The sequence below is a fragment of the Dyadobacter sp. SRI_021 genome (assembly GCF_057586235.1).
On sequence record NZ_JBYCZM010000001.1, the window covers coordinates 678,321 to 693,715 of the forward strand.

Annotated in this window: 15 protein-coding genes; all 15 read left to right on the forward strand. The window is 48.0% G+C overall.

The features are described from left to right. The 15 genes from AC2YIT_RS02665 (at position 1) to trxA (ending at position 15,390) form a co-directional block, all read left to right on the forward strand. Positions 1-1,092, forward strand: coding sequence for a GumC domain-containing protein (locus AC2YIT_RS02665; RefSeq protein ID WP_430842706.1), 1,092 nt, complete (start codon positions 1-3; stop codon positions 1,090-1,092). A gap of 2 nt (positions 1,093-1,094) precedes the next feature. Then, entirely contained in the window at positions 1,095-1,928 is an 834-nt protein-coding gene (locus tag AC2YIT_RS02670; RefSeq protein WP_106597149.1) for an ABC transporter permease, read from the forward strand. A gap of 17 nt (positions 1,929-1,945) precedes the next feature. Next, positions 1,946-3,202: an ABC transporter ATP-binding protein gene (locus AC2YIT_RS02675; protein ID WP_430842704.1), complete on the forward strand. Its 1,257-nt coding sequence runs from the start codon at positions 1,946-1,948 to the stop codon at positions 3,200-3,202. Then, positions 3,195-4,277 carry a DegT/DnrJ/EryC1/StrS family aminotransferase gene (locus AC2YIT_RS02680; RefSeq protein WP_487278149.1) on the forward strand — a complete coding sequence of 361 codons (1,083 nt, stop codon included), beginning with the start codon at positions 3,195-3,197 and terminating at the stop codon, positions 4,275-4,277. Before AC2YIT_RS02675 ends, AC2YIT_RS02680 begins: the two co-directional genes overlap by 8 nt. Before the next feature lie 4 nt (positions 4,278-4,281). Further along, on the forward strand, positions 4,282-6,339 hold the full coding sequence (locus AC2YIT_RS02685) for an ArnT family glycosyltransferase (RefSeq protein ID WP_430842700.1): 2,058 nt from the start codon (positions 4,282-4,284) through the stop codon (positions 6,337-6,339). Between the two features lie 8 nt (positions 6,340-6,347). After that, positions 6,348-7,046: a WbqC family protein gene (locus AC2YIT_RS02690; RefSeq protein ID WP_430842698.1), complete on the forward strand. Its 699-nt coding sequence runs from the start codon at positions 6,348-6,350 to the stop codon at positions 7,044-7,046. 2 nt (positions 7,047-7,048) lie between these two features. Continuing rightward, the gene (locus AC2YIT_RS02695; protein WP_430842696.1) at positions 7,049-7,705 is read left to right on the forward strand and encodes an acetyltransferase; all 657 of its coding nucleotides are present in this window, start codon (positions 7,049-7,051) and stop codon (positions 7,703-7,705) included. Positions 7,706-7,746: 41 nt separating this feature from the next. Beyond that, positions 7,747-8,970: a glycosyltransferase family 4 protein gene (locus AC2YIT_RS02700; protein ID WP_430842694.1), complete on the forward strand. Its 1,224-nt coding sequence runs from the start codon at positions 7,747-7,749 to the stop codon at positions 8,968-8,970. Beyond that, positions 8,967-9,950, forward strand: a complete 984-nt coding sequence (locus AC2YIT_RS02705; protein ID WP_430842692.1) for a glycosyl transferase — start codon at positions 8,967-8,969, stop codon at positions 9,948-9,950. The genes AC2YIT_RS02700 and AC2YIT_RS02705 overlap by 4 nt, the downstream gene beginning before the upstream one ends. Further along, positions 9,950-10,702: a DUF5672 family protein gene (locus AC2YIT_RS02710; RefSeq protein ID WP_430842690.1), complete on the forward strand. Its 753-nt coding sequence runs from the start codon at positions 9,950-9,952 to the stop codon at positions 10,700-10,702. Before AC2YIT_RS02705 ends, AC2YIT_RS02710 begins: the two co-directional genes overlap by 1 nt. Positions 10,703-10,708: 6 nt before the next feature. Then, positions 10,709-11,662 (forward strand): hypothetical protein, encoded by a 954-nt coding sequence (locus tag AC2YIT_RS02715; protein ID WP_487278150.1) that lies wholly within the window; start codon positions 10,709-10,711, stop codon positions 11,660-11,662. Positions 11,663-11,680: 18 nt separating this feature from the next. Continuing rightward, on the forward strand, positions 11,681-12,559 hold the full coding sequence (locus tag AC2YIT_RS02720) for a glycosyltransferase family 2 protein (RefSeq protein ID WP_487278151.1): 879 nt from the start codon (positions 11,681-11,683) through the stop codon (positions 12,557-12,559). Then, positions 12,556-13,902 (forward strand): hypothetical protein, encoded by a 1,347-nt coding sequence (locus AC2YIT_RS02725; RefSeq protein WP_430842684.1) that lies wholly within the window; start codon positions 12,556-12,558, stop codon positions 13,900-13,902. Before AC2YIT_RS02720 ends, AC2YIT_RS02725 begins: the two co-directional genes overlap by 4 nt. Before the next feature lie 51 nt (positions 13,903-13,953). Further along, positions 13,954-15,003 carry an acyltransferase family protein gene (locus tag AC2YIT_RS02730; RefSeq protein ID WP_487278152.1) on the forward strand — a complete coding sequence of 350 codons (1,050 nt, stop codon included), beginning with the start codon at positions 13,954-13,956 and terminating at the stop codon, positions 15,001-15,003. 90 nt (positions 15,004-15,093) lie between these two features. After that, the gene (trxA, locus tag AC2YIT_RS02735; protein WP_090375102.1) at positions 15,094-15,390 is read left to right on the forward strand and encodes a thioredoxin; all 297 of its coding nucleotides are present in this window, start codon (positions 15,094-15,096) and stop codon (positions 15,388-15,390) included. The last annotated feature ends 5 nt before the right edge of the window (positions 15,391-15,395 follow it).

The window sequence follows — 15,395 nt, forward strand, 5'->3', positions numbered from 1 at the left end:
ATGGCGACAACGACCACACAACAAATCCCGGACGACGAGTTATCTCCCAAGGAAGTCGTCGAGAAAATATTGGTAGTCAAAAATGCATTGATCCGTAACTGGCAATGGCTTTTGCTCCTGCCAGCCGTAGGTTTCGGTATCGGATATGCCATGGATACCTACCAGAACAAGCCGCCTACCTATGAAGCGACCGTCGTGTTCAACCTCGGTGCTGCGGGCGCAAGCTCAGGCTTCGGCGATGTAGCAGGCCTGCTCGGTATCGGCGCGCAGCCGGACGCGAATATCTTTACCGGAGAGAACTTCTTCTATTTTGTAAAGTCCCGCCCGGTATTGGAACGGAACTTGCTGAAAGAAGTTGAAATCAATGGGAAGAAGCAACTTCTTGCCAACTTCTATATTGACTCAAGCGGTATCAAGACCTCCGACTGGGCAGATTATCCCGACTTACAGAAATTCCATTTTACGACCAACGACGTCAAGAAAATGGACCTCAATTCCCGTATCAACCTCAATACCATCGTGAAGCGTGCAGCTGAGGCGACGGAGATTGCATCCCTCGACCGAAAGTCGTCGTTCACGCAGCTCTCCACCAAAATGGAGAACGAACGCCTCGCGGGTTTGTGGGTAACCACCCTTCTGGAAACGGTAGAAGAAATGTACACCGAAAACCAAACGCAGAAAACACGTAAAACACTCCGTCTCCTCAACCAGCGCGCCGATTCACTCGCCAGGGTGTTGGGAATTGCGGAACATAAGCTGGCCAAACAGCTCGATTACAGCGCCCAGATTATGATGCCGGAAGTAAAAGTATCAGCCAACAGTATGGAAAGGAAATCCTCATTCCTGCAACAGCTGTATTACGAAGCCATGGCCAATGCCGAAAAAATGCGCATTTCCCTCGTAAAAGAAGCCCCTTTGTTCACAGAAATCGAAGGTATCAAGGTGCCTCTGGATGTAAAATATGAAGATAAGCGTAATGCCAAAATCGGGGCATTGGCGGGTTTGATGATCGCACTGATCTTTGTTTATTTCAGAACAGTGTTTTCTACACCTACCACTACAATCGTGCGTAAGGAGGCGGTAACGGCGTAACCATGGCAACTCAACACTCTATTACAATCAAAGCCGGCGGGTCTGAAAAGGATTATTGGAAAGACCTTTGGCTCAATAAGCAACTACTCTGGATCCTTTCAAAAAGAGATCTTTCCGTTAGATATAAACAGACACTCCTTGGCGTCGCGTGGAGCGTATTGCGCCCCCTCATGACCATGACTGTCATGGTCTTTGTTTACAGTTATGTGGCCAAAATAAAAGCGGATCCCGGTATTCCGTACCCACTCATGGTACTTGGAGGGCTTACAATCTGGACTTTCTTTGCCAACACTTTCACCCAGATCAGCAACAGTATCCTGATCAACCACAACCTGGTGTCTAAGGTATACTTCCCACGGTTGCTCATGCCGCTGAGCTCGGTTGCCGTTGGTTTTGTGGATTTCCTCATCACTTTCGGTATTTATTTACTGGTGACGGCGTTCTTCCAAACGCCCATTAGCTGGCAGATCATATTTCTTCCTTGCTTCATTTTGCTTACATTTATTACATCGATGGGCTTCGGCCTGTTTTTTGCTGTGCTGAATGTACGTTTCCGGGACATCGGACAGTTGATTCCCTTTATGGTACAGGTGGGCATGTATGTATGTCCAGTGGCTTATCCCAGTAGCCTCGTTAAGGGCACCTGGTATGAGAAATACTATAACCTGAACCCCCTCGTAGGGATTATCGACGGTTTCCGCTGGTGCCTTTTGGGAAGCAAATCCTATTTCAACCCGCAGAGTTTGTATTCAACGGTTATTACATCATCGATCATTTTGGTTATTTCGCTGATCTATTTCCGTAAAAAAGAGAATACTTTCGTAGACCATATCTGAAATAACTACTCTTGGGCATGCCTGTAATTGTAGCTGAAAATATCAGCAAAAAATATATCATCGACCATCAGCGTAAAAATGGGTCATCCGGCCTGCGTGACATTGTTTCCGATACGGTTGACAAATGGTTCCGCAAGCAGGAAAAGAACGGTTTCGCCGAGAAAGAGGAGTTCTGGGCGTTGCAGGATGTGAATTTTAGTATTGATAAAGGAGACCGAATTGGTATTGTAGGCCATAATGGTGCCGGTAAATCGACGCTCCTGAAAATCATGAGCCGCATTACCGAGCCTACCACCGGCCAGATTAAAATCGACGGCCGCATCGCCAGCTTGCTGGAAGTAGGTACGGGCTTTCACCCCGAATTGACAGGCCGTGAGAATATTTTCCTCAACGGCGCTATTCTTGGCATGTCGAAGGCTGAAATCCGTGAGTCATTTGACGCGATCGTAGATTTTGCAGGGGTTGAAAAATTCCTGGATACGCCTGTTAAGAGATATTCGTCGGGGATGTACGTCCGCCTGGGTTTTGCAATTGCAGCGCACCTTAACCCGGAAATTCTTATTGTAGATGAGGTACTCGCCGTGGGCGATACCGAGTTTCAGAAGAAATGCCTGGGTAAAATGCGGGATGTTTCGGAAAGCGGCCGCACGCTGCTATTTGTAAGCCATAACCTTACCGCCATTCAGGCACTTTGTAACAAGTCATTCTATTTTGAAAAAGGCCGGCTGATAGACCAGGGCGACACAACGCACATTGTAACCAACTATCTCAGCAAGGTTTCACATAAATCGCTGGAAAAGCACTGGGACAATATCGACTCCGCTCCCGGGAACGACCAGGTACGCGTGAAGAGTTTCAAACTTTTCCCGGAATATCAGGACGATCTGAACCACATCGACGTCCGTACGCCGATCAACTTTCAGTTCGAGTTCTGGAACCTGGTAGAAGGTGCTTCGCTGAACCTGAGCATGCACCTGTACACATTCACCGGCGAGTGTATTTTCAATGTAGGCACGCAAGCGGAGACCTTCTCCAAAGGTCTTGTGAGCGGGACTTGTGAAATTCCCGGCAACTTCCTGAATGACGGCTCGTATGTGGTTTCGATGATGATCGTGAAAGACACGAGCACCGTGCTTTATAATATGGAGGAAGCCCTTGTTTTTGATATTGAGGATTACCGTGAAAATGTGACCTGGTATGGCAAATGGCCCGGATACATTCGCCCTCAACTCAATTTTTCCATTCGCCAATCTGAACACGTAGTGAATGATTAACGTCACCAAAACCTTTCTACCTGACCAGGAAGAATATCTGCAATATGTCCGTGGAATCTGGGAGCGTGGTTATCTGACCAACAACGGTCCTCTTTTACAAAAGCTCGAAGGACAACTTAAAGAATATCTGAAAGTCGATCATCTTTACTTCTGCAGTAATGGAACGATCGTTCTGCAAATAGCTATCAAAGCGCTGGAACTGAAAGGCGAGATCATTACGACGCCGTTCTCCTACGTGGCGACGTCCAATGCGATCTTGTGGGAAAACTGCACGCCGGTTTTCGTGGACATCGATCCAGCCACCTTCAATATCAATCCGGAATTGATCGAAGCGGCCATTACGCCGGCCACATCGGCGATCCTCGCTACGCATGTGTATGGCAACCCTTGCGATATCGAGGCAATCGAGGCCATTGCTCAAAAACATAACCTCAAAGTCATTTACGACGCCGCGCATGCATTTGGCGTTACCTATAAAGGAAAATCACTGCTTTCATACGGTGACCTGAGCACTTGCAGCTTTCATGCCACGAAAGTGTTCCATACCATTGAAGGCGGAGCGTTGGTTTCCAATCACCCGGAACTCGACCGCAAACTGCATTTGTTGCGTGCCTTTGGCCACCAGGGAGACGAGCATTATGAATTTGTCGGGATTAATGGAAAAAATTCGGAATTCCATGCAGCAATGGGGCTCGTAAACCTCCCGCAAGTACCCGCAATTATACAGGCGCGCAAGGAAGTTTTTGCCGCTTACGACAACCTGCTCAACTGGGATATTTTGTTTAAACCCACATTGAGTGCTGATATTGAATACAACTATGCTTATTACCCTGTGGTGTTTCCCTCGGAGACGGTCATGTTCAAGGTAATGGATGCATTGAGAGTGGAAGAAATTATTCCGAGGAGATATTTTTACCCGTCGCTTAACACCCTTTCTTTCATGCCAAGGCAAATTGCCTGCCCTGTTTCCGAGGATATCGCGGCAAGAGTGTTAAGTTTGCCATTATATGTTGGGCTTCCTTACGAAGATATCGAGAGGATTTCCCGCATTATCAACGGTCATTTATCACCATAATCGCATGGTCATTTTTTATTGGCTAACTTTTTTCCTGTTTTTATACGGTATCAGCTTTGTTGCAAAAAAAATTGCTCAACCTTCACTCACAGAGCTGATTATTACCTTCTTCATCCTTTTTGTCGGTAGCATTATCCCTACCGGCTTTGTTTTGTCGGCGCTGAACCTCACCGCTAATGTCTTGGCGTGGATCGGCGGTACCTACGTGGTGCTTGCATTACAATATCTACTCTGGACAAGGCTCGTACCGCAGCAAATGCCGTATTCCATTCGCGGACTGATCGCCAACCGCCTGGGCACATTCCGGCTTTGGACCCGGGAACTTTCCGCGTACCTGAAAGTGATTTTCGGTGCGCTGTTCCTGACACTGGCGGTGATCGGAATTACCAACCTGATACTCGTGCTCTTTACCGCGCCGAACGAATGGGACAGTATGACCGGGCACCTCAACCGCGCAATCCGTTACATTCAGCGAGGCACAATGGAGCATTTCGGTGGAGCCAACTGGAATATGGATACCTATCCGAAGAGCCTTACTACGATTCATATTTACACATACCTGATCAGCGGGAATATTGAGAATGCCTTCAAACTCATTCACCAAATGGCATATTATGTCACGCTGGTGTCTGTTTTTGGTATTGCTCAAAGGATTGGAAGGAACTTGTCAGCGAGTTTCTTTTGCGCACTGGCATACAGCTTGTTCCTCGACTTCCTGATGCAGGCCGTTACAACGGAAACTGACATTGTACTAACGGCTTACTTGAGTTGCCTGCTGTATTTCCTGTTTACCTATTACACCAGCCGCGACAATCGCTATCTCTATCTCGCAGGAATTACCTTTGCGATCGTCACAGGTCATAAGGCGACATTCGCATTACTCATGCCGTCGGTGTTCGTAATCATGATCTACACCGTTTTCCTTGCGCCAAGTTTTAAGGTATTCTTCGAAAGGACGTTAAGGCTCGGACTGGCGATCGCTTTTTTCGCATTGATTTATACCATACCGACGGGCTATATCCGCAATATCCAGGTTTTCGGGCACCCCATCGGCCCTCCAACGGCACGTTACCACCAATCCTACGAGCGCGCGGGCGGCGCGGCCAACCTGTTTGAGCAAGGAAGCCGCAATGTGATCCGGTATATTTACGATTTCTGCAACCTCGACGGCATCCGGAATGCGCAATGGGGTTACGATCTGAATACCGCCATCCGGAAACCGCTGGTGCTATTGGAGAATAAATTGAAAATGCGCCTCGACGAAGAGAAAGACTTCACCATCGTTCCATTCTCTTTCCAGCGTGGGTTTTACTATTACAATGCGAACCCGTACTGGGGTGTGCTGGGATTTGCGTTAATCCTGCCGCTGATGTTCCTCGTATTGATACGGGTTTTCAGGTCGCGGGTGCATTTTTTCCTGGTGATCGCATTCTGCCTTAACCTGGCGACGATCTCCTATTCGGCGGCTTATGATCCGTTCAAAGGCCGGTATTTTATGGAAGCCGGGCTTTTCGGCGTGCTTTTCCTGTTGCTGCTCTTCTCCCACCATCGCTTGTCAATCATCAAACCGCGCAGGAATGTCTGGAAAGGCTACATTATGCTCGTTGTAGGGCTTGCCTGCATATCCGGCGTTATGGCTGTTTACCTCAATATCCGATGCCTTCCGCTGCCAGCATATGGAATGGAGTCGGCATTAACCATGGACCGTATTCCTTACCAGACGTTTGCAAGACCTGATATCACCCAAGCTTACGTCCGTTTCGACTCCATCGTGCCTGAAAATGCCACTGTGGCACTCGCAACTGTAAACAGCGATTTTGAATACCCGCTTTACGGCAAGAACCTCACGCGGAGGCTGATTTCTATCAACCCGTTTGAAGAAGGCCTTCGCCCGATCCCTAAAGACGCCGATTACCTGTTCTATGCCCGGAAGGTGGTGAACGATACCAGCAAGATCCGCGCATTACCGACTGACATCCGCCTGGGCTCCGACACCACTTTGTATCGCCGGATGTTCCTGAGCGAGCGCGGGGAAGATTATTATCTGAGAAAACTCAAATAGCCCAAGCCATGACTATTGCTATCATGCAGCCGTATATTTTTCCATATATCGGCTATTTTCAGCTGATCAATGCCGTGGACAAGTTCATTATTTACGACGATGTGAACTTCATCAACAAGGGCTGGATCAACCGGAACAACCTGCTCGTTGGGGGAAAGGCGCACCTTTTTACCATTCCGCTGAAAGATGCGAGCCAGAATAAACTGATCCGGGAAGTGGAACTTGCCCGACATGAACAGTGGCAGAAAAAATTATTGAAAACCATTCAGCAGTCATATCAGAAGGCTCCCTGTTATCAAAAGGTTTTTGAACTGATAGAAGAAATCGTAAATTTAGAAGTTGATTCAATCAACGAGCTATGTATATACGCTTTGCAAAAAACCTGCGCGTACATGGGCATAGGCACGGAGATTGTTCCCTCTTCAACGATATATAATAATAAACACCTGAAAGGACAGGACCGGATTCTGGATATCTGTAAGCAGGAGCAAGCAAACCACTACATCAATCCGATTGGCGGGGTGGAATTGTACGATAAAGGGAAATTTGAAAACGAGGGAATAAGACTGGACTTCATAAAAAGTATATCTAGCCCGTACCCCCAATTTAAAAATGCTTTCGTACCTTGGTTGTCTGTTATAGACATTCTGATGTTTAACGGTCTCGACGATATCAGGAAACAATTAGAGGCATACGAACTGATTTAGTAATGGCGAAGGTTATCGTTTTTGGAGTACTCGACACAGCAGAATTAGCGCACTATTATTTGACCCATGACTCTGATCATGAGGTTGTTGCATTCACCGTCAATCGCCAATACATCGAGCACGATAATTTTCACGGCCTGCCTGTGGTGGCGTTCGAGGAGGTGGAAACCATTTTCCCCCCTTCGGAATATAAATTCTTTGCGCCGATGACCGGGCGTAATATGAACCGCAACCGCGAGGCGATTTACAACCACGCCAAAGCGAAGGGTTATCAGTTTATCTCCTATATCAGTTCCCGTGCGACGCTCTTCGGTAATGAGATCGGCGAGAACTGCTTTATTCTGGAAGACAATACTATCCAGCCGTTCACGACTATTGGCAACAACGTCGTGTTGTGGAGCGGAAACCATATCGGCCACCATGGCCAGATCAAAGACCACGTTTTCTTTACTTCGCATGTGGTACTTTCGGGGCATTGTGTGGTAGAATCGTACTCTTTCTTCGGGGTGAATGCCACCATTCGCGACTACACGACGATCGCGCAAGGTACACTGGTAGGAATGGCGTCGGCCATCATGAAAGAAACCGAAGAATGGGGTGTCTATGTAGGAAACCCTGCGAAAAAAGTACCCGGAAAGTTGAGCTACGAAGCTTATTGAGTCGATCCGGTTACGAGATTTTGAGCTAGCTAATATCGGTAATGGAGCAGAAGAAAATACTTTTTGTAAGTCACGATGCTAACAGGGCAGGGAGTCAGTTGCTGCTACTGCAGTTATTGCGGCTATTGAAAGAACGGGGCGTTCCGATGCACCTGCTGCTCTGTAACGGAGGGGAACTGGAAGCGGAATTCGAGGAAGTAGTGGGCGTTACGCGTCTTTTTCAAACCAAAAAGATTACCACTCCCCCATTTACCGGCAAATTGCTGCGCAAAACCAACCTGCTGAAATTCTACGAAGAGCACTCACAGCATAAAGGAAACGAAAGGGTCCTGGCGGAACTCGAACAACAGAATATCGGCCTCATTTTCATCAATTCCATTGCCAATGCGGAAGTTTATTACGACTTCCTGAAATCCTTTCACGATTTGCCTCTTGTGCTTTTTGTACACGAGCTGGCCATGTCTGTCAAGATTTATACGCAGGAAGAGCAACTCTCTTTCCTGCTCAAAAAGACGGATCACCTGATCGCCGTTTCGAACGCCGTCGCTGACCACTATATCCGTAAATACGATTTCCCCGCTGCACACGTCAGCACTTTTACGCTGATCGACCACGAGCATATCGATCAACGGCTGGCCGACGTTCAGCACGACATTCTTGAAAAAACCTATAAAATCCCCAAAGACGCGATTGTAATCGGTGGTTGCGGAAATGCCGAATGGCGCAAGGGGAATGATATATTTAACTGGATCGCCAGCCGGGTTATCCGGAAGACACAGCCATTGCCGGTTTACTTCGTGTGGGTGGGCGCAGGCCCGCAGCATGAGATCTACCAGCTGATCGAAAACGATATCCGGCTTATGGGATTAGGCGACAAAATCATTCTCATTCCGCCAACGCCGCGTGCATTGGACTATATCAACCGATTCGACGTGCTGCTCCTCAGCTCCCGCGAGGACCCTTATCCACTGGTGGTTATGGAAGCTGCATTGCAGGAAATTCCGGTGGTATGTTTTGAAGGCGCAGGCGGCGCGCCGGAACTCATCGAGGGCGATGCGGGGTTTGTAGTACCGTATATGGACATTTCGGCGGCCTCGGATGCGATCATCCAGCTGATCCTCGACCCATCATTGCGGAACACCCTGGGCCAGAATGCACGTAAAAAAGTATTGGAAAGGCATAACACAGACAAAAGCGTAGCCAGCGTCGAAGCCATTATTCAGAAGTATTTACCTTTGCAGGTTTCGGAACAGCACAATCAATGACCATTGCCTTTACCATTTGCTCCATCAATTACCTCGCGCAAGCCCGGACATTAGGAGATTCGCTCAAAGCCACCAACCCGGATATCCGGTTTTTCATTGGCCTGGTCGATACGCTTCACGGAGTTGCATTTGAAGATTCATACGCACCCTCCTACCCGATGATCGAGATCGACAAGATCGAAATCAGCGATTTTCAGGAAATGTGCGCTCGCTACAATATCACCGAGCTGAACACAGCGGTAAAACCCTTCTATTTTACCTATTTTTTCAAACATTACCCCGAGGCGAAAAATGTCATTTATTTCGACCCGGATATCATTGTTTTTCAGCCGCTAACCGAACTTAAAAACTCGCTGGCAAAGCACAATGCCGTGCTCACGCCGCATATCAATACGCCGGTCGACGACCAGTTGACCCCCAACGAGCTGCATCACCTCAATACCGGTGTTTATAACCTTGGTTTTGTGGCGTTCAGCCGTTCGGATGAAAACAACCGGTTCATCGCATGGTGGGAAGAAAAACTGCGCTATGAATGTCTGATCGATCTTTGCAACGGGCTTTTCGTGGATCAGAACTGGATGAATTTCCTGCCGGTTTTTGTCCCCAATACACATATTGAAAGAAGTCCGGGTTACAATGCGGCTTACTGGAACTTGCACGAGCGGAAATTCTCGCAGCGCGAGGGCCATTGGTATGTGAATGAAGAAAGTCCCCTGATCTTCTTCCATTATAGCGGCTACGATCCTGCCAGGCCGGATATCCTGTCGAAATACCAGGACCGTTTCGAGCTGAGTGCCCGCACCGACCTGACTGCACTTTTCGCATTGTACAAAAACAGCCTGATCGACAACGGGAACGCTTATTACCGTAAATTCCCTTGCGCATACATTAAGCCCGCGCCTGCTCGCCGGTACCTGCGCGTGAGGAAATATTTGAAAATGCCTTTCAACTACCTGATCGGCAAGCTGCAAACGATCTGATGAAAGAGCTGGTTACCGTTATCGTTCCTATTCTCGAACCTCAGATCAATCCAACGGAGGAGAAATTGCTCCATCACGCGCTGGAAATCCTTGCCGACTATCCGATCATTTTCGTCGCCGGCGAAGGTGCCGATCTTTCGGTTGTACGCGAACATGCGGAGAATATCGATGTCGTGCATTTCCCCAAACGCTTTTTCGAATCGCGGCAGCATCTGGGGCAGCTTTTGCTGATGCCGGATTTTTACGATCGTTTCAACTGGTGCGACTTTTTATTGATTCATGAGCTAAATAGCTGGGTGATCAAAGACGAGCTGCATTACTGGTGTAAGCAAGGTTACGATTACCTCAAAGCCGGCCCTGTATTGACAGATGCCCATGCTGCACCCGGCTTTTTGAAGCGCATCACCGGGCTATCGGAGGAGGAAAAACGATTATTCGGGATGGGTTATGCGGACAACGGACTTTACCTTTGCCGCATTGAGCGGATGACGGCCGCTTTGAAAGGCAAACGAAGTGTGGCTCATCAATACCGCCACAATCCAAACCTCCCTAATGCCGACTCGGTGTTCTGGGAGCTTGAAGCGAACAGGTTTTTGCCGCATTTGAGAAAGCCTACCGACATAGTACGCAGCCATTTTGCGCAATTTGGTGTCCAATATCAAAATACCACTTTGCCTTTTGCCTTGACAGGTATTTCGAGGGACAACATCCACGAAATGCCCTACTTTAAAACTTTGCCTGAAACGGAATAATCGTTCATGAATATTATATACACAGTTTGTAACCGAACCAACCTGCCGCATGCACTGGCTCTGGCGGATTCTGTGTTACAACACCAGCCTGAAAGTACGCTTTACATCGGATTGGTTGATTCCCTCAGTATTGAAAAGCTTCCGGAGCATGTAAAGCTGCTTCCGGTTTCGGAGCTCGCCATTCCTGATTTTAACAGGATGGCCGCTGAATATTACGATTTCGAGCTTCTACCCGCTACTCGTCCCTGGTTTGCTTTATGTTTATTAAAAAAACATCCAGAATGCACACAATTGACATTCCTGAGTCCCACAATATGGCTCAAAAACGCATTCCACAGCTTGCTCGAAGCGGGGCCTGAAATATTTTTGACACCCAACATTTCAGCACCATTAAAAAAATCGGCCATTCTGGACGACAAACGCATTCTTAATGCCGGGATGTACCATTCGGGGAGCTGGACCTTGCAGCCTTCCAACAAAACAACGGCAGCACTGGAATGGTGGGCGCACCGGACAATCGACCGCGCGTATTTTGACCTTTGCAACGGCATGAATACGGATCAGCTGTGGCTGAATTACATTCCGGTGTGGGTTCCTGCAACAAAAACAATCCATAACGCAGGTTGGCATTACGGATTGAATGCGGTTTTGAATAAAAACCTTGTCAGTCAAAACGGCACGTACGAAGTCGATGGCCAACCATTGGTTTCGCTTGATTTCGCCGGGCTTGGGTATTTCGATCCGATCTGGTCGGATCATGCCCCGCTTGTGACCGAGAACAAGGCGTTTCAGACATTGTTCATGCAGTATCAACGCATTGTCATCCAAAAGAAACAGGAACTGAAAATTAGTGGCGAACCGACGTTTGGAAAGTATGCCAATATCCTTCCTAACCGGCTCATGCGAAAAGGCATTGCGGCCAAATTGAAGGAATTAACCAACTATATCGATCAGTTTTAACCAGCGAAACAGGATTCCATGCATTTTTTAGAACAAACCACACAGGACCTGCGGAACTTCGTATCAGCACTACAACCAGCCCAAACTTCCGGCAATGCGCAACGATACCCGAAACTGACGGTCATTACCCCTTCCTACAACCAGGCCTCCTTCCTCGAAAGGACGATCCTGAGCGTACTCAACCAGGGCTACCCGAATCTCGAATACATTATCGTCGACGGCGGCTCGAATGACGGGAGCGTCGAGGTGATTAAAAAATATGAAAAATACCTGTCATGGTGGGTTTCCGAGAAGGATCGCGGGCAGGTACATGCCATCAACAAGGCGCTGGAGCGGGCAACAGGCGAATATATCAGCTTCCAAAACTCCGACGATGTATATTTTCCCGGCACGTTCAGTCGTTTTGGAGAAGCAGCATTGAAATATCCGGTCGATATCCTTTATGGCGACCTGTACATGATCACTACCGACGACGAAGTGACCGAAATACTCAAAACGACTTCTTACAACTTCGATTGTCAGATCCTGGAAGGGATGCAAATCCATAACCAGTCGCTTTTCTTCAGGCGTTCGCTTGTGGAAAAGTACGGGATGTTCGACGAGTCGTTCCGTTTTGCATTCGATTACGACTTTATTACCCGGTACACTTCGCATAAATCGACGACTACGAAAAAGATCGACGGCCTCGGGGGCGCGCTGCGGGTACACGCAGAAGCGAAGTCATCGACCATCGCCACGACGATCGGCCGGGAGGAGCATGCGAGGGTACAAAAATTGTACATTTCAACGAACACCGTACTCAACAAAATCAAGTATCTTTGGTGCCGTGTCCGTAAAATCGCCTATTTCATTCTGCGGTTCGATATTCAGTACATCAGATTCCGGCTTTCCAGATGAATTGGAGCTTATTTAATGTAGTCAATAATTTTAACTATCTCCGGTATTCCGTGGGCATCGCGATGATGTTCAACGGATTTCCGCTGATATTTTTTATACGCGACACACTTGGTATAGGCCCCGCGAGCAGCGTTTTTACAGCTATTTTTTTCTCGCTGGCGCTATTATTGATGGTGCCGCCCACGCTTTTCAAGCGACTTTACAAACCGAATATCATCCTGATCAACCTCGGGCTCGGTTTTCTGCTACTGACGCTCTGGTATTTCATGTTCATGAACCATCAGGGGAAATCCATTGCTGACATCGGTAACTTCGTGTTCACATTCGGATTTATCGCATTGCTGATGCACGTCCCCAACGATGTGAAAGACACGCTGATACAAGTTCTTTTCCTGTTTTCCTTTTTTACCAACATTACCCTCGTTTACTCGCTCATCACCGATCCCAACTGGACGCCGGGTATGCGGGCTGCCGTCAATTTTGCCAACGAAGGTGCCCAACCCGGAGGTAACCCGCACATCACGGCCCGTAACGGGGTTATTACCTTACTTTCCGCCCTGGTTTTGCTGGGGAACACCAAACACCTGTTAACCAGACTATTCCTGTTTTTTTCAGTACTATTTGGAATGGGTGTGGTGGTATTGTCGCTCGCGAAATCCAGCTATCTCGGCTTGGGAATTGCTTTTGGAGCCTATTTTTTGTTTCATTTCAAATTTTCGAACATTACCACCGGCATCGCCAATGCATTCAAGTTCAGGAATATGGTGTTTATCATACTCATATTGGTGGCGATCAACTATTTCCTTTCGCGCTACGGTAACATCCTGAACCTGTTACTAGGTTATTGGGACATTTTCCAGGACCGGATCATGAACGTGATCTTTACGTCGACCGGGGTGAGGCTTTCGGAAGAAGCTGATGTCGATTACTCCGCTATGGGACGTGTAAGCGGTTTTGGCGAGTTTTTAGAAACCCTGTATTCGTGGGATATCTTTCTTGGCAGAGGTTATAAGAATGACTACCTCGACGTTCCTCTGCTGGAATCGTGGGTAAATCACGGGATTTTTGGTTTTGTCTTTTTCGCAAGCTTTAACTTCTTCCTGTTCCTTTACGTGATCCGTGAAGTGCGCCGCCATACCAACCCTCTAACGACGTTTCTGGCCTATTTTTTCCTGTCGATGATGGTGCTTCTGTTCACCGGTGGCCGTCCCTACGATATTGCATTCTGGTTTCCGTATTCGGTTATGATCCGTTTCCTGGGTATCAAATACCTGGACGCTATCCCGAGATTTAGAAAGGTTTCAAGGCCCCGCCCGCAACCCGTAAGCACCGTAACCACCTGATACGCTCCCCCGAGCCGTGGGAGCTTCTGAGAGGTTCCCTGCATTCCGCGCATGAAGAACAGAGTTGAACAACTGGATGGGTTAAGGGGCATATTCGCCGTCCTGGTCATTGCCCATCACCACAACGCATTCAAAGAGTCGATCCTTTACAACAACTTTTTCGTGATCAACGCGAGCCTGTTTGTCGACTTTTTCTTCGTGCTGAGCGGCTTCGTCATTGCACTCAACTATGTCGACCGCATTCACAGCACCGGCGACTTCCTGACTTTCCTGAAAAAGCGTTTCATCAGATTATACCCGCTACTGTTTTACACCGAAGTCGTTTTTGTAGCAGCCAACCTGCTCGGCGAGCACAGCGCCTTGAAAAATGTGGCCGGAATGGGTCTGAGTTATTATTTGTACACATCTCTCGACGCCCTGACATTCATGGGTTCCAGCACGGTGTTCGGCGGGTGGATCAGCAATAACTATCCCTCATGGTCGATTTCGGCTGAAATGATTTCCTATGTGGTATTCGGACTGGTGGTTTTGATATTACCCCGGTTTAAATACGCAGCGTTTGCGCTCATAGGACTATTGTCGGGCATTTTCATCTATTCCCGGGGCGAATACCTGCTTGCCTACGACTACGGTTATGTCCGCGGGCTTCTCTGCTTCTCGCTGGGCATATTCACACACCGGCTGTTAAGGCAAAAAACATTTCAGCTTTCTGCGTTCGAAATACCTTTCCTGCTATTCATGATCGCGGCCATGTATTTTGTACACCATTGGGAACTGAACCTGTGGAAGCTCGTTTTCCCATTCATTTTCTCGCTCGGCATCGTCATTTTTGCGAGCTCTACCGGCATCGTTACGCAAATGCTGAGCAGCAAGCCCTTCCAGTATCTGGGCAAAATCTCCTACTCTATTTACCTGAACCACGCGATCGTGCTGATATTTGTCAACATCATTTTGTTCAGGTTTTTAAAATTACCCGAAAACGAGGGAATGTTCGCGATTTCCCTGCTCAGTTCCATCGGGTTAACTATCCTGTATTCGCATTTCACCTACGAATGGGTGGAGAAACGTGTGGGTAAATTCCTGAGAGACAACTGGAATTAATGGCATGATCTTTACTCCAGCTTTTCTGTGGCTCTGACTAAACCTTTCGGGGCCGGGATGGGTTATCATTAAAGACAAAACAGTAGTGTTATGGCAACATTCTCAGAATTGATCAACAGCGATAAACCAGTTTTGGTGGATTTCTCGGCCGAATGGTGCGGCCCATGTAAAATGATGAAGCCGATCCTCGAAAAAGTAAAAGCCGATTTGGGTGACTCGGCGACGATCATTAAAGTCGATGTGGATAAAAACCAGTCGGCGGCGCAGGCGTACCGCATCCAGGGCGTTCCTACGCTGATCGTCTTCAAAAACGGCAAGCCGCTCTGGCGCCAATCGGGCGTAGTACAGGCCGATCAGCTCAAATCCGTTATCAAGCAATACATTTAATGTTT

What these genes read in the sequence shown, in the direction of transcription:
- AC2YIT_RS02705 (WP_430842692.1), top strand. Translation starts at nt 8,967, where the DNA reads ATGACCATTGCCTTTACCATTTGCTCCATCAATTACCTCGCGCAAGCC.
- AC2YIT_RS02675 (WP_430842704.1), top strand. Translation starts at nt 1,946, where the DNA reads ATGCCTGTAATTGTAGCTGAAAATATCAGCAAAAAATATATCATCGAC.
- AC2YIT_RS02690 (WP_430842698.1), top strand. Translation starts at nt 6,348, where the DNA reads ATGACTATTGCTATCATGCAGCCGTATATTTTTCCATATATCGGCTAT.
- AC2YIT_RS02680 (WP_487278149.1), top strand. Translation starts at nt 3,195, where the DNA reads ATGATTAACGTCACCAAAACCTTTCTACCTGACCAGGAAGAATATCTG.
- AC2YIT_RS02725 (WP_430842684.1), top strand. Translation starts at nt 12,556, where the DNA reads ATGAATTGGAGCTTATTTAATGTAGTCAATAATTTTAACTATCTCCGG.
- AC2YIT_RS02665 (WP_430842706.1), top strand. Translation starts at nt 1, where the DNA reads ATGGCGACAACGACCACACAACAAATCCCGGACGACGAGTTATCTCCC.
- AC2YIT_RS02700 (WP_430842694.1), top strand. Translation starts at nt 7,747, where the DNA reads ATGGAGCAGAAGAAAATACTTTTTGTAAGTCACGATGCTAACAGGGCA.
- AC2YIT_RS02720 (WP_487278151.1), top strand. Translation starts at nt 11,681, where the DNA reads ATGCATTTTTTAGAACAAACCACACAGGACCTGCGGAACTTCGTATCA.
- AC2YIT_RS02730 (WP_487278152.1), top strand. Translation starts at nt 13,954, where the DNA reads ATGAAGAACAGAGTTGAACAACTGGATGGGTTAAGGGGCATATTCGCC.
- AC2YIT_RS02715 (WP_487278150.1), top strand. Translation starts at nt 10,709, where the DNA reads ATGAATATTATATACACAGTTTGTAACCGAACCAACCTGCCGCATGCA.
- AC2YIT_RS02710 (WP_430842690.1), top strand. Translation starts at nt 9,950, where the DNA reads ATGAAAGAGCTGGTTACCGTTATCGTTCCTATTCTCGAACCTCAGATC.
- AC2YIT_RS02695 (WP_430842696.1), top strand. Translation starts at nt 7,049, where the DNA reads ATGGCGAAGGTTATCGTTTTTGGAGTACTCGACACAGCAGAATTAGCG.
- trxA (WP_090375102.1), top strand. Translation starts at nt 15,094, where the DNA reads ATGGCAACATTCTCAGAATTGATCAACAGCGATAAACCAGTTTTGGTG.
- AC2YIT_RS02670 (WP_106597149.1), top strand. Translation starts at nt 1,095, where the DNA reads ATGGCAACTCAACACTCTATTACAATCAAAGCCGGCGGGTCTGAAAAG.
- AC2YIT_RS02685 (WP_430842700.1), top strand. Translation starts at nt 4,282, where the DNA reads ATGGTCATTTTTTATTGGCTAACTTTTTTCCTGTTTTTATACGGTATC.